Here is a 22,497-nt window from a genome sequence, read left to right on the forward strand (position 1 = left end):
ACAGACGTTGCGACTGCGCCCTGGTTAAACAGGAGTAAGTCATAAGCATGAGAGCAAGCATTTCTCCGCAGGGCAGCATGTCCCTGCTATCACAACTCGAAATCGAACGATTAAAAGAATCTTCTAATAGTCAATTATATAAGTTATTCCGTAATTGTTGCCTGGCGGTATTGAACGCCGGCAGCCATACCGACAGCAGTGCTGATATATACGATGCCTACAAAGATTTTCAGGTTAATATCATCCGTAAAGAACGGGGCATTAAACTTGAACTGATTGAGCCCCCCGAAGAGGCGTTTGTTGACGGTGAAGTTATTGCCGGTATTCGTGAATTACTTGAATCGGTATTGCGCGATATCCTCTTTACGGGTGAACGCTACTCAGAAGCAGAACTGCAGGCCGCAGACAGCGCGACCTTAACGCACGTGGTGTTTGACATTCTGCGCAACGCTCGCACCCTCAAACCGATGCAAGAACCGAGCATGGTTGTTTGCTGGGGTGGTCATTCCATTAACGAGATGGAATACAAATACACCAAGCAAGTGGGTTACCATCTGGGCTTGCGTGGACTGAACATTTGTACTGGTTGTGGCCCCGGTGCCATGAAAGGCCCTATGAAAGGCGCCACCATCGGGCATGCGAAACAACGTATCAGCGATGGTCGCTATTTGGGACTGACTGAGCCGGGCATCATCGCGGCCGAGCCACCGAACCCGATCGTTAACGAATTAGTTATTTTGCCGGATATCGAAAAGCGACTGGAAGCCTTTGTGCGCTCAGCACACGGCATTGTAATTTTCCCGGGTGGCGCAGGTACCGCAGAAGAACTGCTCTATCTGTTGGGTATTTTGATGCATCCTGATAACAAGCGCCAAAGCCTGCCGGTCATTTTAACCGGTCCTGAATCATCACGTGCTTACTTTGATGCACTGGATGAGTTTATTGGCGCCACTATCGGTGACGAAGCCAAAGATCTGTACCGCATTATCATTGACGACCCTGCTGCAGTCGCTCAGCACATGCACGCGGGTATGGCTGCTGTTAAGCAATATCGTCGTGACTCAGGTGATGCCTATTACTTTAACTGGACGCTTAAAATTGACGAAGAATTTCAGCGTCCGTTTGCACCGACACATGAGAACGTTGCGTCATTGAATTTACACCCCGACCAGCCCAAAGAACGTCTTGCTGCCGATTTGCGCCGCGCGTTTTCAGCGATTGTCGCGGGTAATGTTAAAGACGAAGGTATTCGCCAGATCCGTAAACACGGTGTGTTTACCATCAATGGCGAGCGCTCAATGATGAAACGTCTGGACGAATTACTGCGTGCCTTTGTTGAGCAAGGCCGAATGAAGTTACCCGGCTCGGTTTATCACCCGTGTTATAAAGTTGTCACCGAGTAACTAAGGCCTGATCACATGCGTAAAATCGTATTACTCATTGCAGGCGGCATTTTCGCTTATCTTGCGGTGGTGGGCCTGGTACTGTTTTTTTACCAGGCTGACCCCGCTGATATGAAGTGGCAAGAGCGCGAAACCTACAATGCTAAGCAAATCGGTCAACTCGAGTTTGGTATGAGTAAAGACGATGTTATTCGCATGCTGGGGTCACCGGATATTAACGAAGCTAAAGAGACCTCAAACGGTGCTCATCAGGTTTTGTTTTACCGCACGCATCACGTTACCTCAGACGGCATTACCACCAAGGATGAATGCACCCCACTGCTATTCCGTGATAACGAATTAGTGGGTTGGGGAAATGACGCCTATCAGGACTATCAGGAACTGCAATGAGTCGTTCACAGGCACTGATTGAAAGCGCAGTATCAGCGTTCCAATCAGCAACGCCGGCTACGATTTATCAATGGGTACAACAACTGGATAGCGAATATAGCCGCCATCGCTATCCAGAGCTATTGGTGCATCACCTGCCCGATTATCAGCTAGATAAAAGCAGTGCCCGCGCAATAGTTGCCGCCGTCGATGCCATGAAACTAGCCATTCAATTACAGCTTCATACCCACTCCCGACGGGTGCTGGCAGCTGCTGTGATTTGTCGCGCGCTAAACGACTCATTGTCTAAATGGCAGGATCTTGGCTTAAAACAGCCGCTATGGTGCGCTGCATTTAAATCTCAGCAAGTAAACAGTACCAGCGATAGTTATTATTTTTGTCAGTGGGTATTGTGCCTGGCTGATGCCCGACTGGATGCTGACGTTGAAGGGATCAGTGAACTGTTAACCGGTCCATATCGCTTCCGCTATTGGTTGTTCGCCAGGCAATTAAACAGCCCGCCGACAATGGCTACAGGCGCGCTGCTGGAAAATACCACCAGTGGACAGCAACGCTATTTGCTTACAACTGAAGCAGACGGCTGGCTTACCTTTGATGCGCAACGCCAAAAGCTAACGCGCATCACCGCGAATGAATGCCAAAACTGGCAGTTGGCAGACATCAAGCCAAATAATGACATACTGAAACAACTCGACTATATCCGTGCCCTGAACCAGAACCTTCCGAGTGTTAGCTTTAAAGCCCCGAAACCGCTGCTATCGGCGATAAAACGTTATACTAGCGGTAGCGGCGCCCTGGCGCCCGTTATCCGGCACATTCAGCAACGCCCGCTGCTGGCAGAGAGTATTCGGCTGGCTGCAGCTCAGGAAAATCTTCAGGCTAATGACCCCTGGCGCATGGACCTTAAACATTTGTACTTATGGTTGGGCGGCACCAAAGCCTCAGTCGTATTAGCAACGGCATCCCTGCAACAGCAGTTTTTGCAACAGCGGGTACCTCTGCAGCAGTCATTAATGCAGCGGCTCAATTTACTGACTGAGCTTCTGTCGGCACTCAGTCGCGCAAGTAAAACACCGCTGCCAACACCGGCACCACTGCTGACGTTGCTTACCGCCGCCGATTTATTTCGTGAACCCAGCCTGCTGCGAGCCTCACACTGGCCCGACGTAAAGCAAATAAATAGTTTAACTAAACACAGTTGGCTTGGCCTGAGCGATAACACTAAAACCACCGTTGGCGAGCAGCGTCTGGCGCGTCAGCTCATCGCCCGCTGGCAATTAGAAAAACAACTACACATGTTGGTAGATGGCAACAGTAACCATCCGCTGGTTGCCTTAATGGGAATCTGCAATCTACTGGTGTTGCGGGTATTCCATCCAAATGCCGCTTTTAGCAACCAGACCAAACAACAGTTCTCGGCTGCCATGACGCGGCTAAAACTGGATAGCAGCTCAGTCGATCGCGCGTTGGCGGAAGCCACCGCTAAAAGTTTGCCTTATTGCCCGTTGACCGAGTTATCTGCGTCTCATTAACTTATTTATCAAAAATATAGTTATAATCAATTTCAGTGATAGTAGTTAACTGGTCTGCAACAGCCTTCAGTGCTAGACTTTGCCGCAGAAAAAGGCCGTAAAAAAACCTCCCGCTGTTGTAATGCAGTAACACGGATATAGGAACCATTATGAGTACAAAAATTACCGTTATTCCCGGCGACGGCATCGGTCCGGACATCGTCGATTCAGCGATTAAAATTCTGACCAAAGTCGGCTGTGACTTCGATTACGAATTTGTTGACGCCGGCCTGACCGCGTTAGAAAAAACCGGTGAACTATTGCCACAAAACACCCTCGACGCGATAAAACGCAATGGCATTACCCTTAAAGGTCCCCTAACCACACCGGTGGGTGAAGGTTTTACCTCGATTAACGTGAGCCTGCGCAAGCAGTTTGGTTTGTATGCCAACCTGCGTCCGGTCAAATCCTTTAAAGGTACGCAAGCGCGCTACGACAATATCGATATTATTACCGTTCGCGAAAATACCGAGGGCATGTACTCAGGATTAGGGCAGAAAGTATCAGAAGACGGCTCAGAAGCCGAAGCAATGAGTAAAATCACCCGCCAGGGTGCTGAGCGCATTGTCCGTTTTGCTTACGAACTAGCCCAACGCGAAGGCCGTAAAAAAGTCACCGCAGTACACAAGGCCAACATTCTTAAATCAACCTCCGGCCTGTTCCTGAAAGTCGCACGCGAAATTGCCGAAGAATATCCGGATATCGAGTCAGCCGAAATGATCGTCGACGCCGCCTGCATGCGTCTGGTCATGAACCCGGAAGACTTCGACGTTATCGTCACCACTAACTTGTTCGGCGATATTGTGTCTGACTTGTGCGCAGGCTTAGTTGGCGGTTTAGGCATGGCTCCGGGCGCAAATATCGGCAAAGACTGTGCGATCTTCGAAGCCGTTCACGGTTCAGCCCCGGACATCGCCGGCAAAAACCTGGCCAACCCAAGCTCCGTCATCCTGGCATCAGTACAAATGCTGGAATACCTGGGTATGTCAGAGCAAGCCGACAAAATTGTCAAAGCACTAGCTGACGTGATCGAATCCGGTGACCGCACCACGCGCGACCTGGGCGGCAGTCACGGTACCACCGACTTTACTGACGCGGTTATTGAGCGCCTGTAAATCCGTTAACGACGACGCATCGGTTAGTTTGCGGTATGGCGCTAACAGTTGCGTGGGGAACCGTGAAGGTCGAGTGATGTAGGCGGTGGGTTGCTAAGCGAGGGTGTCTGCAGCCAGGGATGGCTGCAGACAAGCCCCCAGGGATGGGTTTACGGCGTCCCTCGCTTAGTAACCACCGCCTGCATCGCTAAGACCTTCACGGTTCCCCACGCACCAGCGCCGTAACGCAGACTATCCGATGTTGCTAGGATTTAGGCAACCAACGTAAGTGAACCGTGATTTCTTCGCGGTCGTGGTACAAATGCTTCGCCTGAATCTCGAAGGGTTTAGTTCCGTGCGTTTGTAGTTGCTCGGTAATTTGTGCCAGGTACTCTTTAACCGCGGCGTAGCGTTGGCGCATGGGAAGTTTCAGGTTAAAAATTGCTTCCTGACAATCGCCTTCCAGTAACCAGCTTGTCATTAGCTCGCCAACTCGTGCGGGTTTTTCCACCATATCGCAGACTAACCAGTGCACATTTTTGCGTTTGGGTCTGAATTTAAAACCGTCTTCCCTGATATGCTGGACTTGGCCTGTTTCCATTAACGCATCCGCCATGGGGCCATTATCAACGGCTTGAACCATCATGTCACGGCGCACTAATTGATAAGTCCAGCCGCCGGGAGCGGCGCCTAAGTCCACGGCTTTCATACCGGCTTGAATGCGTTTGTCGCGTTCGTGTTCGGGGACGAATACCTGAAATGCTTCATCGAGTTTTAGGGTTGAACGACTCGGCCCGTCTTTGGGCATTTTTAAGCGCAGGATACCACCAACATGTGGGGTTTGATTATAACTGTATGAATAACCCGTTAATGCGTGTGCCGAGTTAACAAACATCACGTGCAGTAAGGGCCGTTTAGCCAGTGGCTTGTTACTTAGCAATTCGGCTTTGCGCAGCGTTTGGCGTAGCGGTACCGAGAATTTTCGACAAAACTTAGAGAGTTGATTGGCTTCGTTGGTGTCCGGTGTTTCGACCCGTAAATCGCCGGCCAGGGCAAAGCTTTCCTGGTGTGGTAACAACGCCTCTAATACCGCACTGGCGCGATCGTCGACGCCGGCAAGTTTGATTGCGCTCAACAGTACAAACATTTCGCGGGCAAATACCAGCTCTTTTAATGCCAGTTTGCGAGCAATGTGATCAGCTTCTTCGGCTTGACAGTGATAGGTTACGTAAGCCTGATCAGGCTGGGTCTGACAATAGCCGTAAATACCCAGCTCGGTTGCTTTATCCTGTATTTCTGCCGCACAGTCGCCTTCAAAACCAGCCCGACACAATAAAATAATGCCACTCATTTAACTCACTGCTCCTAATTTTACTGCGCCGACTAGCAATGCGAGCCAACCTAAAATAAACAACACCCCACCGATAGGGGTTATGGGGCCAAACCATTTAATACCGGTCAGTGCTAATGCATAAAGGCTGCCGCTAAATAATACCACCCCGGCCAGCCACAGGTAACCGCTGGCAACTAGCCACGGGGAGCTGGTTTGTTTTAACCATAATGCCAGCGCGATAAGGGCCAGCGCATGGTAAAATTGATAGGTTACGCCCGTTTCAAACGCATTAAATAAGTTCTCGGGTAGTTTGCCGCGAAGCCCGTGGGCGGCAAATGCGCCCAGCATAACGCCTGTCGCGCCTAACAACGCAGCAATAATCAAAAATAATTGGCTCATGCAATAAATCCTCGTATGGCATCGGCTGCTTGTTGCCAAATAAGCGGTGTCTGGGCCGATTTTGCTTTAGTGGCTGCAAAGCCATGGTCGGCGCCTTCCAACCACTGCAGCTGCCAGTTTGCCGGTAAATTAACGGGTTGTTGCCGCAACGCTTTACTAAAGGGGTCACGCGTACCTTGCAAAATTAGCCCCGGAGCCTGCGCCATAGATAGTTCCTCAAGCCGCGAATTTTCCGGCTTTGAGGGCGGGTTAAAAGGAAAGCCCAGTGCCACCAATGCGTGCGGTTTATACTGCTCGGCCAAGCGTAACATAACCCGACTGCCTAACGATTTCCCCATCAACACCAGCGGCTTATTGTCTTGCTGCAAGGTGTTAAGCAGCTCGGCAATTGCATCGACCAATACCGGCATTTTATTTGGCGGGCGTGGTTTGCCTGTTTCGCGAACGTTTTGCCAGTAAGGGAAGTCCGGGCGCACCACTTCGTAACCTGCGGCAACGCAGTTATCCGCAAAGTAATTCATAAATGCGGTATCGGGCCCGCCGCCGGAGCCATGCAAAAAAACGATCCGTTCCCGACCAGCTGAATTTTGCTGCTGGTAGTGTACCTGCTGACTTAAACTCATTCGCTAAACGCTTGCTCTTCTTTTTCTACTAAGTCCAATATCCACTGCCGAAAGGTCGCGATTTTACCCACTTCTGCCTGATTGTCACGACATACCAAATAAAAGGCTTTATTACGCTGCAGGGCTTGCGGAAAAACTCGCACTAAATGGCCACTGTCTATCTCAGGTTTAGCCAAAACGTTATTTGCCAGTGCAATCCCCTGCCCGTGCACTGCGGCCTGCAAAGCCAGGCTCGAGTGACTGAAAACCGGACCATTATCACCGCGGTACTGATCAATACCGACCATTTCGAACCAGTCTTTCCAGGCATTACGGGTTTCGTCATGCAACAAGGGCTGTTTAAGGAGGTCTTCGGGCTGCTCAATACCTGCACGTTCTATCAACAGCGGCGAGCAAACGGGCCACAAATATTCTTTGTGTAAGCGGTAACTTTTAACATGTGGCCAGCGCCCATCGCCGTAGTAAATAGCAACGTCGACGTCATCAGTCAGTGAGCCGGTGATTTCGTCAACTGCCTTAATACGGATATCCATATCAGGGTGTTCTTCGCGGAAACTACTGAGTCGCGGTACAAACCATAAGATGGCAAAGCTGGGCGGTACCGAAACAGTCAGGGCGCCGCGCTCAGAGACTAGGCGGAGCTTATCGGTCGCCTGTACTAATTGCTCAAAAATATCCCGTAACTGCAGGTAATAGGCCTGCCCTTCTTCGGTCAACAATAACGAGCGGTTTCGGCGGATAAAAAGTTTGAGCTGTAAAAAATCCTCCAGCGCTTTGACCTGATGACTGACAGCCGCCTGAGTCACAAACAGTTCTTCCGCCGCTTTAGTAAAGCTTAAATGGCGGGCAGCGACTTCAAACGATTTTAGCGCGTTTAATGGCGGTAACTTACGCATGGTTAGTTATTATCCTCATCGTTTTTAACCGCATGTGCATAAAAAAAGCGCCTCTATCATGGTGCCACTAGTGAATGCGGACACTATAACAGAGACGCCTTTTAATGGCATCGCTTACACAAATTGTGCTTACAAGCGCACACCGCCGTCGATTTCGACCACACGACCACTAAAGAAGTCGTTTTCGATAATATAACGCGCGCTGTGAGCAATTTCGTTAGGTTGACCCCAACGTTTTAGCGGCACCATAGATAACGCTCTTTCAACCGCTTCGGGTTTCATCTGGGCGGTCATCGGTGTTTCGATAAAGCCCGGTGCAATGGCGCCACAACGAATGCCATAACGGCCGAGTTCACGCGCCCAGGTTACTGTCATCGCTACCACACCGGCTTTAGTTGCGGCATAGTTGGTCTGGCCGATATTACCGGCACGAGCAACGCTGGAAATGTTAATGATGACGCCTTTTTTGCCGGCTTTTACCATTTGTGCAGCTGCTTCACGACCACACAAGAAGGTACCGGTTAAGTTGACATCCAGCACTGACTGGAACTGCTGCAATGGCATTTTTTGCTTCAATTCGCCGTCTTTAAATTTAATTAACAGACCATCGCGAAGCAAGCCGGCGTTGTTAACCAGTACATCGATACCATCAAATTCCTGCTGAATTTGCTCAAATACCGTTTCTACTGACTCCTCGTCGGTAATATCAACTTCGTAACCAACAACTTTAGCGGCGCCGAGCTTTTCGCATTGTTCCTGCGCATCACCTAATACGTCACCGTTAATGTCGATAAGAGCGAGCTTGGCGCCCTGCTTAGCAAAGTCTTCCGCCATGGCAAGGCCAAGCCCCTGTGCTCCACCGGTGATGACGATCACACTGTTTTTAACTTGCATAGATAAATCCCCTGTTGACTACTTTTTTGGCGCTGGCTGAACGTAATTGAAAATACTGGAAAAGTCCTGGCGGCCATGACCCTGCTGTGACCAGCTATGGTAAAGGTTACGCGTTAACGCGCCCATCGGCGTTGCAGCACCGACTTTTAGCGCAGTTTGCTGCGCTAAGCCAAGATCCTTGGCCATCAAGTCAACCAGGAAACCGCCCTGGTAGTCATTACTCGATGGCACGTTCTCCATGACACCGGGACAAGGATTATAAACTTCCAGCGTCCAGTTACGTCCCGAGCTTTGTAGCATAATTTCTGACAAAACTTTTGGATCCAGACCATTGGCTTTACCCAACTGCAGGGCTTCTGAGGTCCCTACCATGAGTACGGATAACAGCATGTTGTTACAGATCTTAGCAATCTGTCCGGCACCAACATCGCCGGCCCGGAATACGTTTTTACCCATGTCGTTCAGCACCACACGAGCACGGTCAACATTGCTTTCGGTGCCGCCACAAATGAACGTCAGGGTACCGGCCTTAGCACCACCGACACCGCCGGAAACCGGTGCATCGATAAAGGCAATGCCGGCTTTTTCCAGCTCACCGCCAACAAACATGGCAGCTTCTGACGAGATAGTACTGCAATCAATCACCAACTGGTCTTTGGTTAAATAATTAACCAAGCCATCATCACCAAGGTAAACACCTTCTACGTGATGGTCAGCCGGTAACATCGACACCACGAACTCAACGCCGTTAATTGCGTCCTTCGCACTGTTAAATGCTTTTGCGCCAGCTTCTTCCACTGCTTTTAGGGCTGCTTCAGACAAATCAAAGGCATTAACCTGATGTCCAGCTTTTGCCAGGTTGGCCGCCATCGGCCCACCCATATTACCTAATCCAATAAACGCTACGGTTGCCATGTTCGGCACTCCTTTTTTAAACTGTTGCTTTACTCAGATTCAAGCACGTGTTCGAGCTTAGCCAACGGATGTGTGCGATCGCCCCAGGGCGGCATAAAAAAGGCATCAACATCCTCTGCATCAACGTCAGCGACTGATGCATGTTGCCACTGTGGGTTCTTGTCTTTGTCGATTAACAGCGCCCGGATACCCTCGGCAAAATCGCCCCGAACAGCGCAGTTACATGACAAGGTCAACTCTAACCGGAAGCAATCCGGTAAAGACAAGTCACGCCCCTGTTGTAACTGATTCCAGACAATGTGAGCTGTCATTGGACAGCCATTGGCCAAATTTTTGCGCGCACGGCTCAACCATTTATCGTCGGTGGTGTCCGCTGTAATTGCTGCGACCACCTCGGTTACGTCGTTAGCCGCAGTCAGCGACTTAATGTGCGCATGCATTGGTTCAACCTGCGGGGCCGGCATGTCCGTCGCATCATCAGCGGCCATCTGGTTGAGCAGGTCGGTTACCTTTTGTTTATTCAAGGCTCCTGTGTCACCCCACGGCAATTGTTGCAGGTTTTCCAGCAATGCTTGCTTATGGCTGTGCCCCAGATAATGGTCGGCAAGGTTTAAAAACAGCGCGTCGTTGGCATTCATGGTGGCGCCGGTCATACCTAAAAATAACCCACAACCCTGCGGCATGCGGTTAAGAAAGTAAGTCGCTCCAACGTCCGGATACAAACCAATGGTCACTTCCGGCATCGCCAGTAAAGAGCGATCGGTAACCACGCGGTGGCTGGCACCATTCATCAGCCCCATACCACCGCCCATAACAATCCCGTCGGCCCAACAAATTAGCGGTTTAGGGAAGGTTTGGATGGCATAATCCAGTTGATATTCCTGGGTAAAAAAGTTCTCAACTTCGCTGACTAACTTACCCGGCTCGGCCTGCATGGCTTTATACATCGCGACGATGTCACCACCGGCACAGAACGCTTTTTCGCCGGCGCCCTGTAACCAAACACAGGCGACACGATCATCGTCAGCCCATTGTTTTAACTGGGGCAACAATTTCTCGGCCATTGCCAGGCTCAGCGCATTAAGTGACTTTTCGGCATTTAATGTGGCAACGCCGATGACTTTCTCACCGGCGTTGATTTCTTCGATCAATACCACGTCTTGCATGGAAACTCCTTACAAAATTTCGCGGTCGATGTCGGCTAATAAACGACGTCCAATGATTAGACGCATCACCTCGTTAGTGCCCTCGAGAATTTGATGTACGCGCACGTCACGCACATGGCGTTCTAACGGATATTCTTTGATGTAACCGTAGCCGCCGTGCAATTGCAGTGCTTCGTTACACACCTTAAAGCCAACATCGGTAGCAAACTGTTTGGCCATCGCACAGTAGGTGGTTTTATCGGCATCATTGTTATCAACTTTTGATGCTGCCAGACGCACCATTTGACGTGCAGCCACCAGTTCAGTCGCCATGTCGGCTAACTTAAACTGCAGCGCCTGAAATGCCGCCAGCGGTTTACCAAATTGGGTGCGTTCCTGCATGTACGCTTTAGCGGTGTTTAATGCCGCCTGCGCCGTACCAACAGAACAAACGGCAATGTTAATACGTCCACCGTCCAGTCCCATCATGGCAAATTTAAAGCCTTCACCTTCGCTGCCCAACAAGTTTTTTGCCGGAATACGGACATCTTCGAAAGTGACCAAACGTGTTGGCTGGGCGTTCCAGCCCATTTTCGCTTCCTTTTTGCCGTAGCTGATACCCTCAGCATCAGCTGGTACCACAAACGCTGAAATACCTTTGGGGCCGTCTTCACCGGTACGTGCCATCACCACTAACACATCGGTTGAGCCGGCGCCGGAGATAAACATTTTAGAGCCGTTGATGACGTACTCGTCGCCGTCTTTTTTGGCACTGGTTCGCAGGCTGGCAGCATCAGAGCCTGAACCCGGCTCGGTCAAACAATAAGAACCGAGTTTTTCGCCTGTTACCAGTTCCGGTACCCACTGCTCGACAACCTCTGGCTGGCCAAACGAGCCAATCATCCAGCTGACCATGTTATGAATGGTCATCATCGCCGTGGTCGCGGTGCACCCACCGGCCAGCTGTTCAAATATCAGCGCCGCATCCAGTCGGCTCATGCCAAAACCACCGGCGTCTTCCGGGGTGTACATACCCATAAAGCCCATTTCGCCGGCTTTTTTAAACACCTCTATGGGAAAGTGAGACTCCTCGTCCCACTGCGCTGCATAGGGCGCCAGCTCTTTATCGGCAAATGCCTTTGCCGTATCGACAAAGGCTTGTTGGTCTTCGGTTAACTCAAAATTCATCGCAATACCCCGTTTACTTCAGGTGGATCGACATGTTTGGACCAGTGGCTTCGATATCGCTTTCGAACCAGCGCGCGGTAACTGTTTTAGTCTCGGTGTAAAAACGCACAGCTTGTTTACCGTAAGCATGCAAATCGCCAAAGAATGAACGCTTCCAGCCCGTAAACGAGAAGAACGGCAGTGGCACCGGAATCGGAATGTTGATACCCACCTGACCCACTTCGACTTCGTGCTGATATTTGCGCGCAGCCGCGCCGCTTGCGGTAAAGATCGAAGTACCGTTACCGTATGGATTGTTATTAACCATCTCCAGTGCGTCTTCCAGCGTATCAACTTCGGTAATGCTCAGTACCGGGCCGAATACTTCGGTCTTGTAAATATTCATATCCGGAGTCACACCCGAGAATACGGTCGGTCCAACCCAGTTACCCTTAGGTAAGCCTTCAACTTCGTAGTTACGCCCATCAACCAGTAGCTTGGCGCCTTCCTGTTCGCCTTCGGTAATGATTTTTTCGATACGCTCTTTGGCTTGTGGACTAATTACCGGACCATAGGCCGCGTTTTCATCGTTCCAGGCGCCCGGGCGAACCTTCGCAATCGCTTCTGCAACTTCCGGGATCCATTCTTTCGCTGCGCCCACAAAGACCGCAACCGAAATCGCCATGCAACGTTGACCGGCAGCGCCTACAGACGAGCCCACCAGGTTATTAATTACTTGCTGTTTGTTCGCATCCGGCATAATGACACAGTGATTTTTAGCGCCGGCAAAGGCCTGTACGCGTTTGCCATTTTCGGTGCCGCGACGATAAATATACTCAGCAACCGGGACCGAACCGACAAATGACAGTGCGCGAATTTCCGGATGGTCGAGAATAAAGTCAACCTGATCTTTACCACCATGCAAGACTTGCAGCACGCCTTTAGGCGCTCCTGCTTGTTCAAATAACTCAACCAGCCGGGTTGGCGTTAACGGGTCTTGCTCAGACGGCTTAAGAATAAAGGTATTACCTGCCGCAATCGCGACCGGGAACATCCACAACGGGATCATCGCCGGGAAGTTAAACGGCGTAATACCGGCGCAAATGCCCAGCGGTTGTGTGTAGCTGTATGAATCAATAGAACGCGCGACGTTTTCAACCGTCTCGCCCATCATCAGCGAAGGGATGTTAGCCGCGTGCTCAACGACTTCGATACCGCGCCATACATCACCCTTAGCATCTTCAAAGGTTTTGCCTGTTTCCTGCGCCAGGATTTCGGCAATTTCGTCATGGTGCTCTTTTAACAGTGCCTGATAACGCATCATTACCCGCGCTCGCTCAGATACCGCAACTTCCTTCCAGGTTTTGAAGGCTTCACGGGCACTGGCAACCGCTGCTTCCATCTCGCTTTGTGTTGCGCAAGGTGCTTCAGCAATAACTTCCTGAGTTGCCGGGTTCGTTACCGGAATCCACTGTTCAGACTTCGACGCGACAAATTCACCGTCGATATACAGAGGCACTTTCTTAGACATAATTCACCTTCTTGTTGTGTTATCTTATCGCCCATTGACACGTCGTCGGACGATTTAAATTTAATTTCGTGAGCCACGCATGACTCTTCTCATACTGATCACTCTACTCTGGGCCGCCAGTTTTTCTTTGATTGGCGTCTATCTGGCCGGCCAGGTTGACGGCTATTTTGTTGTTCTGGTGCGTATGGCACTGGCACTGCTCACCATTTTGCCGTTTTTCCGCTGGCGCAGTTTACGCTCACAGCCCGCACAACTGGCCAAGCTAGCCGCTATCGGCGCAATACAAATTGGCACCATGTACCTGTTTTTGTACCACGCGTTTATCTATTTGAGCGTCACCGAGGTGTTGTTGTTCACTATCTTCACCCCGCTTTACATCACACTCATCGACGAACTCATTTTAAATCGCCGCCACCTGCCGTTGCTTTGGTGGCTGGCCGCTGCGATTTCCGTTATCGGCGCAGCCGTTATTCGTTATCAACCATTGTCGGACGATTTTGTCACCGGCTTTTTATTAATTCAGGCAGCCAACGCCTGCTTTGCTTTAGGCCAGGTTGCTTATAAACGTTTACCAACGGGCCCGGCACTTGCCCAAACACAACAATTTGCGGCGTTTTTCTTTGGCGCCACTGTGGTTGCTGCCATCGGTTTTGCGTTATTTGGCAACGCCCAACTAATGCCTTCGTCTACCCTGCAATGGGGCATCCTGCTATGGCTTGGCGTTGTCGCCTCCGGGCTGGGTTACCTGGGCTGGAACATTGCCAGCAAACAGGTTAATACCGGCCAACTTGCTACCATGAATAACGCCCTAATCCCGGCGGGCATACTCGTCAACGTGCTATTTTGGCAACAAACCACCGATTACAGTCGCCTGCTAATCGGTGGTACTGTCATTATTTTTGCCGTCTGGCTCGCCGGACGAGTTAATCAGCTACGTGCCGCTTAAAGCATCTCGACCGCGAGCGCCACGGCTTCGCCACCACCAATACACAGCGAGGTAATACCGCGCTTTTGACCGGTTTGCTTAAGCGCATGTAGCAGTGTTACCAGTAAACGTGCGCCACTGGCACCGATAGGGTGGCCCAACGCACAGGCGCCACCGTGGACGTTAACTTTACTGGCATCCAGTTTCATCTCGTTAATCGCCAACATCGTGACCATGGCAAAGGCTTCGTTAATTTCCCATAAATCAACGTCGTCTTTGTGCCAGTCCAGCTTGCTGAGCAGACTGTTCATCGCGCCAATCGGCGCAACGGTAAATTCTGCCGGCGCCTGCGAGTGCGTAGCATGACCCATTACGCGAGCCAATGGAGTCAGACCTTTGGCTTTCGCCTCGCTTTCGCGCATCAATATTAATGCCGCAGCACCGTCAGAAATGGAACTCGAATTAGCCGCGGTAATGGTACCGTCCTTTTTAAACGCAGGTCTAAGTTGAGGAATTTTGTCCATCCGCGCTTTGCCCGGTTGCTCGTCGGTGTCTACCGTCACATCACCTTTGCGGGTGCTATATGTCACCGGTGTGATTTCGCCGTTAAACAGACCGTCTTTGATGGCTTTTTGAGCCTTGGTCAAGGAGTTAATGGCAAAATCATCCATTGCTTCACGGTTAAGACCGTAGTCATCGGCGGTGGTTTGCGCATAACAGCCCATTGCCTGATGCTCGTAGGCATCTTCCAGCCCATCAAGCATCATATGGTCCAGCACCTGGCCATGACCCATACGATAGCCGCTGCGCCCTTTTGGCAACATGTACGGCGCGTTAGACATACTTTCCATGCCTCCGGCAACGACAACATCTGCCGAACCCGCTTTAATTAGGTCGTGCGCGAGCATCGCTGCCTTAAGACCAGAGCCACACACTTTATTAATGGTGGTAGCGCCTGTCGAGCGCGGCAGACCCGCGTAAAGCATTGCCTGGCGCGCGGGTGCCTGACCCAAACCTGCGGGCAGTACATTACCCATAATGACTTCCGAAACATCTTCGGCTGACAACCCGCTGTTGTTCAATGCGGCTTTAATAGCGGTAGCACCCAGGTTGGGCGCACTAACTTCACTTAAACTGCCCTGAAAACCGCCCATCGGCGTGCGGTTAGCGGCCACGATGACAATAGCGTCGCTCGACATTGTTCCTCCAAATACGGCTGATTTGCACTTTACGTTAACGTAAACTTCCTCTAAGCTTAGATCTTAGGACATCCAAAAAGCAAGTCTGATGAGCAATAAAATAACTTATACGATCGGCGAATTGGCAAAACAATTTGACATTACCACCCGCAGCATTCGCTTTTACGAAGACGAAGGCTTGCTCTCGCCCAAACGGCAGGGGCAGCATCGCATCTATACCAACAAAGACAGAGTGCGTTTAAAGCTGGTATTGCGCGGTAAACGACTGGGCTTTTCATTAGCCGAGACGCGACGCTTATTCGAGCTTTACGACGCCGACAATAGTTCGGCCGCTCAACTGCAAAAAGTTTTGGAACTTATCGCAGAGAAAAAACACTCTCTGCGACAGCAAATGGAAGATATCAACGTATTGCTGACGGAACTGACCGGCCTGGAACAACGCTGTCAGGATGAACTGGAAAACATCAAACCGTCGGTAAAAGAAGTTTAATTTCAGGAGTCTTTATGATCAGTCAGTACACCACCTTCAATTTTGGTCTGGGTGAAACCGCCGATATGCTGCGTGAGCAGGTTAATGCCTTTGCACGTGCCGAAATAGCGCCGCGCGCAGCGGAAATCGACGAAAAAAATGAGTTCCCCGGCGATTTGTGGCGCAAATTGGGTGACATGGGGCTGTTAGGGCTAACGGTCGATGAACAATACGGTGGTTCAGGTATGGGTTACCTGGAACACGTTATCGCGATGGAAGAAATCAGCCGCGCATCGGCATCGGTTGGTTTAAGCTATGGTGCACACTCTAACTTGTGTGTAAACCAAATTGCCCGTAACGGCAACGACCAGCAAAAACAAAAATACTTACCTAAACTCTGTACCGGTGAACACGTCGGTGCGTTGGCAATGAGTGAGCCAAACGCCGGCTCTGACGTTGTCAGCATGAAGCTTAAAGCCGAGAAAAAAGGCGACAAGTTCGTCTTGAACGGCAACAAAATGTGGATTACCAATGGCCCGGATGCTGACGTTTTTGTTATTTACGCAAAAACCGACCCGGAGAAAAATTCACGCGGTATCACCGCATTTATCGTAGAAAAAGGTACCCCCGGCTTCTCGCAAGCGCAGAAACTGGATAAATTAGGTATGCGCGGTTCTAACACCTGTGAATTGGTATTCGAAGATGCTGAAGTACCGGCTGAGAATATCCTTGGTGAATATAATGGCGGTGTCGAAGTTCTTATGAGCGGTCTGGATTATGAACGTGCCGTACTTGCGGCAGGTCCGTTAGGTATCATGCAAGCCTGTCTGGATACCGTGGTGCCGTATGTACATGACCGTACACAATTTGGTAAAGCGATTGGCGAGTTCCAGCTAGTGCAAGGCAAGGTGGCGGACATGTATACCCGCACCAATGCCGCGCGCGCTTACGTTTATGCCGTTGCACAGTCATGTGACCGCGGCGAAACCACGCGTAAAGATGCCGCCGGCGCTATTCTGTACTCAGCCGAATTAGCAACCCAGTTAGCGCTGGATGCCATTCAGCTGCTGGGTGGTAATGGTTACATTAACGAGTATCCAACCGGGCGCCTGCTGCGTGATGCAAAACTCTATGAAATTGGTGCCGGTACATCCGAAATCCGTCGCATGCTGATTGGTCGCGAGCTATTCAGCGAATCCAAATAAGGAGCAACCGTGGCGATTTTAACCAGTAAAGTTAATACCCGCGACGAGCAGTTCAAAACCAATCACACGGCCATGCAAGGCGTGGTCGATGACCTGCAACAAAAAGTCGCGCAAATCAAACAAGGTGGTGGCCCCAAATATCAGGAACGCCACCTGTCACGGGGTAAGTTACTGCCCCGTGACCGTATCAACAAGTTGCTTGATGCGGGCTCGCCGTTTTTAGAAATTGGCCAATTCGCTGCCTGGGACTGCTACGATGATTATGTTCCGTCAGCTGGCGTCGTTGCCGGCATTGGCATGGTCGAGGGTGTCGAGTGCATGATCGTTGCTAATGATGCCACGGTTAAAGGCGGGACTTATTATCCGCTAACGGTTAAGAAGCATCTTCGCGCTCAGGAAATTGCCGAGCGCTGTCACTTGCCCTGCATCTATTTAGTCGATTCGGGTGGTGCTAACCTGCCGCGTCAGGACGAAGTATTCCCCGATAAAGAACATTTCGGCCGTATTTTCTTTAATCAGGCCAACATGTCAGCCAAGAGTATTCCGCAAATTGCGGTGGTCATGGGCTTATGTACTGCCGGCGGCGCCTATGTTCCCGCGATGGCTGATGAAAGTGTGATTGTAAAAGAACAAGGCACTATCTTCCTCGCAGGTCCGCCACTGGTTAAAGCGGCAACCGGTGAAGAAGTTTCTGCCGAAGAACTCGGCGGCGCCGATGTACACACCCGTATCTCGGGCGTGGCCGATCATTTTGCGCATAACGACGAACATGCGCTGGCATTGGCACGTCGCTCAGTCGCTCGCTTGAACCGTCCCAAACCAACCGAACTTGATCGCCGCGAAGTTAAGCCGCCGCGCTACGACAGCAAAGAGTTGTACGGCATTGTCGGTACTGATCTGCGCAAACCCTATGACGTCCACGAGGTAATAGCCCGTGTCGTTGACGATTCTGACTTTGACGAATTCAAAGCCAACTATGGTAATACGTTGGTAACCGGGTTTGCCCGCATTCATGGTTATCCGGTAGGTATTGTTGCTAACAATGGCATTTTATTCTCGGAAAGCGCGCAAAAAGGCGCTCACTTTATCGAGCTGTGCGCGCAGCGCAAAATTCCGCTGGTGTTTTTACAGAATATTACCGGCTTTATGGTCGGGAAAAAGTATGAAGCCGAGGGCATTGCCAAGCACGGTGCTAAGATGGTCATGGCCGTTTCTTGTGCACAGGTGCCCAAGTTTACCGTGTTAATCGGTGGTAGCTATGGCGCCGGCAACTACGGTATGTGTGGCCGTGCTTATGACCCAACCATGATGTTTATGTGGCCAAACGCACGTATCTCGGTTATGGGTGGTGAGCAAGCTGCCGGTGTCATGGCGCAGGTAACCAAAGATAACCTGGCCCGCAAAGGCGAGTCGATGAGTGACGAGCAAGAGCAAAAGCTCAAGCAACCGATTGTCGACCAGTACGAACAGCAGGGGCACCCCTATTATGCGTCGGCACGCTTATGGGATGATGGCATTATTGACCCTGCGCAGACGCGAGACGTTCTAGGCCTTAGTATTGCCGCGTCGTTAAATGCACCGATCGAAGACAGCCGCTTCGGCGTCTTCCGCATGTAATCGGAGCCCGATTGATGAGCCAATATACAAGTTATCAGGTTGACGCCCGGGGCGTTGCGCGATTAAGCCTTAACCGTCCCGACGTACATAATGCGTTTGACGATGTCATGATCGCGGAACTTATCGAGGCATTAAATAGTGCGGAAAACGATGACGCGGTGCGTGTTCTGGTACTGCAATCTGCAGGCAAAAACTTTTCTGCCGGCGCTGACCTTAACTGGATGCGCTCCATGGCTGACAAAGATTACCAGCAAAATATTGATGATGCCGGCGAATTAAGCTTACTCATGCAACGGTTAGATGAATTGTCTAAACCGACCATTGCCCTGGTTCAGGGAGCCGCATTTGGTGGCGCGGTTGGCTTAGCAGCGTGTTGCGATATGGTGCTGGCACAACCTAAAACCAGTTTTTGCTTAAGCGAAGTCAAAATCGGTTTAATTCCGGCAGTCATCAGTCCGTATGTGGTTAAAGCCATTGGCGAACGGCAATCACGCCGTTATATGCTGACGGCTGAACGTTTCTTTGCCGAGCAGGCGCTGGCACTGGGACTGGTACACCGCATTGTCGATGACTTTGAACCGGCATTAGCCGAGTGGCTGGACGCGCTGCTTAATAATAGCCCGCAGGCGCTGGATGCCTGCAAGTCACTTATCGCTAATGTGGGCTCACGCCCTGTTGAAGCCTCGGTACGAAAACACACCATCGAAGCCATTGCAAAAATTCGGGTTTCGGATGAAGGTCAGGAAGGCTTGAGTGCATTTTTAGAAAAACGCCCCGCCGCCTGGCGCAACGACAGCTAATTAGGAAACGGTATGATTACCTCGTTATTAATTGCCAACCGTGGTGAAATTGCGTGTCGTATTATCGCCACGGCTAAAAAAATGGGTATCCGCACCATTGCAGTTTACTCTGATGCCGACAGCCATGCGCGTCACGTAAAGCTTGCGGATGAAGCCATCAATATTGGCCCTGCTGCCAGCAGTGAAAGCTATCTGCGCGGCGATAAGATCATTGCTGCCGCCAAACAAACGGGTGCTGAAGCGATCCATCCGGGTTATGGTTTTTTGTCAGAAAACGAAGACTTTGCTGACTTATGCCAGCAACAAAACATTATTTTTGTCGGCCCGCCAGTCGCCTCAATCGCTTCTATGGGTTCTAAAAGTGCCGCCAAGGCGATTATGCAGGAAGCCGGCGTACCGCTGGTGCCGGGGTACCATGGCAGCGAGCAAGACGCAGAAACCTTAAAAGCAAAAGCTGAAGAAGTGGGTTTCCCGTTATTGCTAAAAGCGGCTTATGGCGGCGGTGGTAAGGGCATGCGCGTAGTCGAGAGCTTAGCAGAGTTTGACCAAGCACTCGCTTCGGCCAAACGCGAAGCTAAATCGTCTTTCGGCAACGATAAGGTGTTATTCGAACGCTTTATTCGTAATCCCCGCCATGTCGAAATTCAGGTCTTCTGCGATGAACACGGTAACGCGGTTTACTTAGCTGAGCGTGACTGTTCAGTGCAGCGTCGTCACCAAAAAGTTCTGGAAGAAGCACCGGCACCGGCATTAACCGAACGCACCCGCCAGGCCATGGGCGAAGCTGCGATCAAAGCAGCGCAGGCGATCGACTACGTTGGTGCGGGCACGGTCGAGTTTTTATATGACCAAAGCGGTGAGTTCTTCTTTATGGAGATGAACACACGCTTGCAGGTTGAACATCCGGTTACCGAAATGATTACCGGGCAGGACTTGGTGGAATGGCAGTTACTGGTTGCCTCAGGACAACCGTTACCACTGGCGCAAAACGACATTCAGGTTAATGGCCATGCCTTTGAGGCGCGTATTTATGCCGAAGATCCGGATAATGACTTTCTACCCTGTACCGGTACCATCCGGCATTTGCGCACGCCCGAGGGAGAACCCGGCGTACGTATAGACACAGGTATTACCGAAGGTGATGAGATCTCCTCGTTTTATGACCCGATGATTGCCAAGTTGATTGTCTGGGATACTGATCGTGATCGTGCATTGCTGAAATTACAGCGTGCGCTGCGGCAGTACCGGTTAACCGGTTTAACCACCAATATTGATTTTCTGCATCGCTTAGCCAGCCACCCTGAATTTATGCAAATGAACTTGACTACCGAGTTTATTCAGCAGCATGAGCAGAGCTTGATGCCGCAGCTTGATATCGATGTTAATCAGGTTGCCACCGAAGCGGTACTCTACGATATTGTCAGTCGCCAGCAGGCGTACTCTGCTACCGCGTACTTTGCTACCGATAGTCCCTGGCATCAAGCCAATGCCTTACGCATGAATGATGCCGACTTGCACACGGTTGAACTGCAGTATCAAGACCAGTTGCACAGCATCACCATTGAACAACGCGATGCGGTATTTGTAACCGAAGCTGCAGATAGCGACTTGCAATGGCAGGTTAGCATCAACGATGACCAAATGACGGTCGTGTGTAACGGCCGCCGTTACCAACGCTTTGTCTGCGCTGATGACCAGGAGTTGACTGTATTTACTGAGCAAGGCCCGGTTACCCTGCACCGCCATAAAGTTACCGATACGCTGGTTGATGAAGCCGCCCATGGTGGTTTAGTCGCACCCATGAATGGCACCATTATGGAGGTGCTGGTAAGTAAAGGTGATAGCGTCGAGAAAGATCAACCACTGGTGATTATGGAAGCGATGAAGATGGAATACACCATTCGCGCCGGCCACGCAGGTGAAGTCACTGATGTATTCTATGCTGCCGGCGATCTCGTCAGTGATGGTGACGAGCTCATTGCTATGACTGAGGAGGCCTGATGGCAACGCCAACTAACGCCCTACCCAAACACGTTAAAATTGTTGAAGTGGGTCCACGCGACGGCTTGCAAAACGAGAAAGCCGTGCCGACCCAGGCCAAAATTGATTTGGTTAACCAATTAACAGCGGCCGGGTTAGGTTATATCGAAGCGGCCAGTTTTGTCAGTCCGAAATGGATTCCGCAAATGGCAGACAGTGCCGAGGTTATGCAAGCTATCGACCGCGACAATAACGTCACTTATGCTGGCTTAACGCCTAACCTGAAAGGTTTTGAAAACGCCATGGCGGTCAATACCGACGAAGTTGCGGTATTTGGTGCCGCTTCTGAGGCGTTCAGCCAAAAAAACATCAATTGCAGCATCGATGAGTCACTGACACGTTTTGAGCCGGTAATAAGCGCGGCTCAGGCAAAAGGTATCCGCGTACGTGGCTATGTTTCGTGTGTACTGGGGTGCCCTTACCAGGGTCAGGTTCCTCTAACCGATGTTGTACGTGTCGCCAAAACACTTTATGACATGGGCTGTTATGAAGTTTCACTGGGCGATACCATTGGTGTCGGCACGCCCTGGCAGGCTCGGGCCATGCTGGAAGCGGTGGCTGCCGAAGTACCGATGGAACACCTGGCGTTACACTTTCATAATACCTATGGTCAGGCGTTGGCTAATATTACCGCTTGCCTGCCGCTTGGCGTTGCAACCATCGACAGCGCAGTCGCCGGCTTAGGGGGATGCCCCTATGCAAAAGGTGCCAGTGGTAACGTTGCCACCGAAGACGTGGTTTACATGTTGCACGGTATGGGCATCGAAACAGGGGTCAATTTACAAAAACTCATTGCCGCCGGCGATGCCATTTGCCAACATTTAAGCCATGGTCCACGCTCTCAGGTCGCACTAGCCGAACTGGCAAAGCAAGGGAAGTAA

Annotated in this window: 21 protein-coding genes; 11 read left to right on the forward strand and 10 right to left on the reverse strand. The window is 50.9% G+C overall.

Going from position 1 to position 22,497, the window contains the following annotated elements; genetic code table 11:
• The first annotated feature begins 47 nt into the window (after window positions 1-47).
• The 4 genes from ppnN (at window position 48) to KZ771_RS06020 (ending at window position 4,479) form a co-directional block, all read left to right on the forward strand.
• The gene (ppnN, locus tag KZ771_RS06005; protein WP_290654661.1) at window positions 48-1,403 is read left to right on the forward strand and encodes a nucleotide 5'-monophosphate nucleosidase PpnN; all 1,356 of its coding nucleotides are present in this window, start codon (window positions 48-50) and stop codon (window positions 1,401-1,403) included.
• Between the two features lie 15 nt (window positions 1,404-1,418).
• Entirely contained in the window at window positions 1,419-1,793 is a 375-nt protein-coding gene (locus KZ771_RS06010) for a DUF3192 domain-containing protein (protein ID WP_133540540.1), read from the forward strand.
• Window positions 1,790-3,325: a hypothetical protein gene (locus KZ771_RS06015; protein WP_290654662.1), complete on the forward strand. Its 1,536-nt coding sequence runs from the start codon at window positions 1,790-1,792 to the stop codon at window positions 3,323-3,325. Before KZ771_RS06010 ends, KZ771_RS06015 begins: the two co-directional genes overlap by 4 nt.
• Before the next feature lie 149 nt (window positions 3,326-3,474).
• Window positions 3,475-4,479, forward strand: coding sequence for an isocitrate dehydrogenase (locus KZ771_RS06020; protein ID WP_290654663.1), 1,005 nt, complete (start codon window positions 3,475-3,477; stop codon window positions 4,477-4,479).
• Between the two features lie 244 nt (window positions 4,480-4,723).
• Here KZ771_RS06020 and rlmM read toward each other — a convergent pair whose 3' ends face one another.
• From rlmM to KZ771_RS06065, 9 genes are all read right to left on the reverse strand, one after another.
• Complete coding sequence (gene rlmM, locus KZ771_RS06025) at window positions 4,724-5,809, reverse strand: 23S rRNA (cytidine(2498)-2'-O)-methyltransferase RlmM (RefSeq protein ID WP_290654664.1); 1,086 nt, start codon at window positions 5,807-5,809, stop codon at window positions 4,724-4,726.
• Window positions 5,810-6,190, reverse strand: a complete 381-nt coding sequence (locus KZ771_RS06030) for a DUF423 domain-containing protein (RefSeq protein WP_290654665.1) — start codon at window positions 6,188-6,190, stop codon at window positions 5,810-5,812.
• Window positions 6,187-6,813, reverse strand: a complete 627-nt coding sequence (locus tag KZ771_RS06035; RefSeq protein WP_290654666.1) for an alpha/beta fold hydrolase — start codon at window positions 6,811-6,813, stop codon at window positions 6,187-6,189. Before KZ771_RS06035 ends, KZ771_RS06030 begins: the two co-directional genes overlap by 4 nt.
• A complete protein-coding gene (locus tag KZ771_RS06040) occupies window positions 6,810-7,709 on the reverse strand; it encodes a transcriptional regulator GcvA (protein ID WP_290654667.1) in 900 nt (299 codons plus the stop codon). The genes KZ771_RS06035 and KZ771_RS06040 overlap by 4 nt, the downstream gene beginning before the upstream one ends.
• A 129-nt stretch (window positions 7,710-7,838) precedes the next feature.
• Window positions 7,839-8,603, reverse strand: a complete 765-nt coding sequence (locus KZ771_RS06045; RefSeq protein WP_133540533.1) for an SDR family oxidoreductase — start codon at window positions 8,601-8,603, stop codon at window positions 7,839-7,841.
• An 18-nt stretch (window positions 8,604-8,621) separates the two neighbouring features.
• The gene (gene mmsB / locus KZ771_RS06050) at window positions 8,622-9,518 is read right to left on the reverse strand and encodes a 3-hydroxyisobutyrate dehydrogenase (RefSeq protein WP_133540532.1); all 897 of its coding nucleotides are present in this window, start codon (window positions 9,516-9,518) and stop codon (window positions 8,622-8,624) included.
• A gap of 29 nt (window positions 9,519-9,547) precedes the next feature.
• On the reverse strand, window positions 9,548-10,684 hold the full coding sequence (locus KZ771_RS06055; protein ID WP_133540531.1) for an enoyl-CoA hydratase/isomerase family protein: 1,137 nt from the start codon (window positions 10,682-10,684) through the stop codon (window positions 9,548-9,550).
• A gap of 9 nt (window positions 10,685-10,693) precedes the next feature.
• A complete protein-coding gene (locus KZ771_RS06060) occupies window positions 10,694-11,851 on the reverse strand; it encodes an acyl-CoA dehydrogenase family protein (protein WP_290571884.1) in 1,158 nt (385 codons plus the stop codon).
• Window positions 11,852-11,864: 13 nt separating this feature from the next.
• A complete protein-coding gene (locus KZ771_RS06065) occupies window positions 11,865-13,361 on the reverse strand; it encodes a CoA-acylating methylmalonate-semialdehyde dehydrogenase (protein WP_290571882.1) in 1,497 nt (498 codons plus the stop codon).
• A gap of 79 nt (window positions 13,362-13,440) precedes the next feature.
• Here KZ771_RS06065 and KZ771_RS06070 point away from each other — a divergent pair, with 79 nt between their 5' ends.
• A complete protein-coding gene (locus KZ771_RS06070) occupies window positions 13,441-14,307 on the forward strand; it encodes an EamA family transporter (protein ID WP_290654668.1) in 867 nt (288 codons plus the stop codon).
• On the opposite strand, the gene KZ771_RS06075 is transcribed toward KZ771_RS06070, so the two are convergent.
• The gene (locus tag KZ771_RS06075; protein WP_133540527.1) at window positions 14,304-15,485 is read right to left on the reverse strand and encodes an acetyl-CoA C-acyltransferase; all 1,182 of its coding nucleotides are present in this window, start codon (window positions 15,483-15,485) and stop codon (window positions 14,304-14,306) included. The two genes, KZ771_RS06070 and KZ771_RS06075, sit on opposite strands and share 4 nt — an antisense overlap.
• 88 nt (window positions 15,486-15,573) lie before the next feature.
• Between KZ771_RS06075 and KZ771_RS06080 the strand changes: the two genes are divergently transcribed.
• Genes KZ771_RS06080 through KZ771_RS06105 form a run of 6 tightly spaced genes read left to right on the forward strand, consistent with a single transcriptional unit; the run spans window position 15,574 to window position 22,497 of the window.
• The gene (locus KZ771_RS06080; RefSeq protein WP_133540526.1) at window positions 15,574-15,975 is read left to right on the forward strand and encodes a MerR family DNA-binding transcriptional regulator; all 402 of its coding nucleotides are present in this window, start codon (window positions 15,574-15,576) and stop codon (window positions 15,973-15,975) included.
• A gap of 14 nt (window positions 15,976-15,989) precedes the next feature.
• Window positions 15,990-17,159, forward strand: a complete 1,170-nt coding sequence (locus KZ771_RS06085; protein ID WP_290571876.1) for an isovaleryl-CoA dehydrogenase — start codon at window positions 15,990-15,992, stop codon at window positions 17,157-17,159.
• A 9-nt stretch (window positions 17,160-17,168) separates the two neighbouring features.
• Window positions 17,169-18,776: a carboxyl transferase domain-containing protein gene (locus tag KZ771_RS06090; protein ID WP_290654669.1), complete on the forward strand. Its 1,608-nt coding sequence runs from the start codon at window positions 17,169-17,171 to the stop codon at window positions 18,774-18,776.
• A 14-nt stretch (window positions 18,777-18,790) separates the two neighbouring features.
• Window positions 18,791-19,576 carry an enoyl-CoA hydratase-related protein gene (locus KZ771_RS06095; RefSeq protein WP_290654670.1) on the forward strand — a complete coding sequence of 262 codons (786 nt, stop codon included), beginning with the start codon at window positions 18,791-18,793 and terminating at the stop codon, window positions 19,574-19,576.
• A gap of 12 nt (window positions 19,577-19,588) precedes the next feature.
• Window positions 19,589-21,577 (forward strand): acetyl/propionyl/methylcrotonyl-CoA carboxylase subunit alpha, encoded by a 1,989-nt coding sequence (locus KZ771_RS06100; protein WP_290654671.1) that lies wholly within the window; start codon window positions 19,589-19,591, stop codon window positions 21,575-21,577.
• The gene (locus KZ771_RS06105; protein WP_290654672.1) at window positions 21,577-22,497 is read left to right on the forward strand and encodes a hydroxymethylglutaryl-CoA lyase; all 921 of its coding nucleotides are present in this window, start codon (window positions 21,577-21,579) and stop codon (window positions 22,495-22,497) included. Before KZ771_RS06100 ends, KZ771_RS06105 begins: the two co-directional genes overlap by 1 nt.

Origin of the sequence: Idiomarina sp., assembly GCF_019431395.1 — a bacterium.
Lineage (GTDB): Bacteria > Pseudomonadota > Gammaproteobacteria > Enterobacterales > Alteromonadaceae > Idiomarina.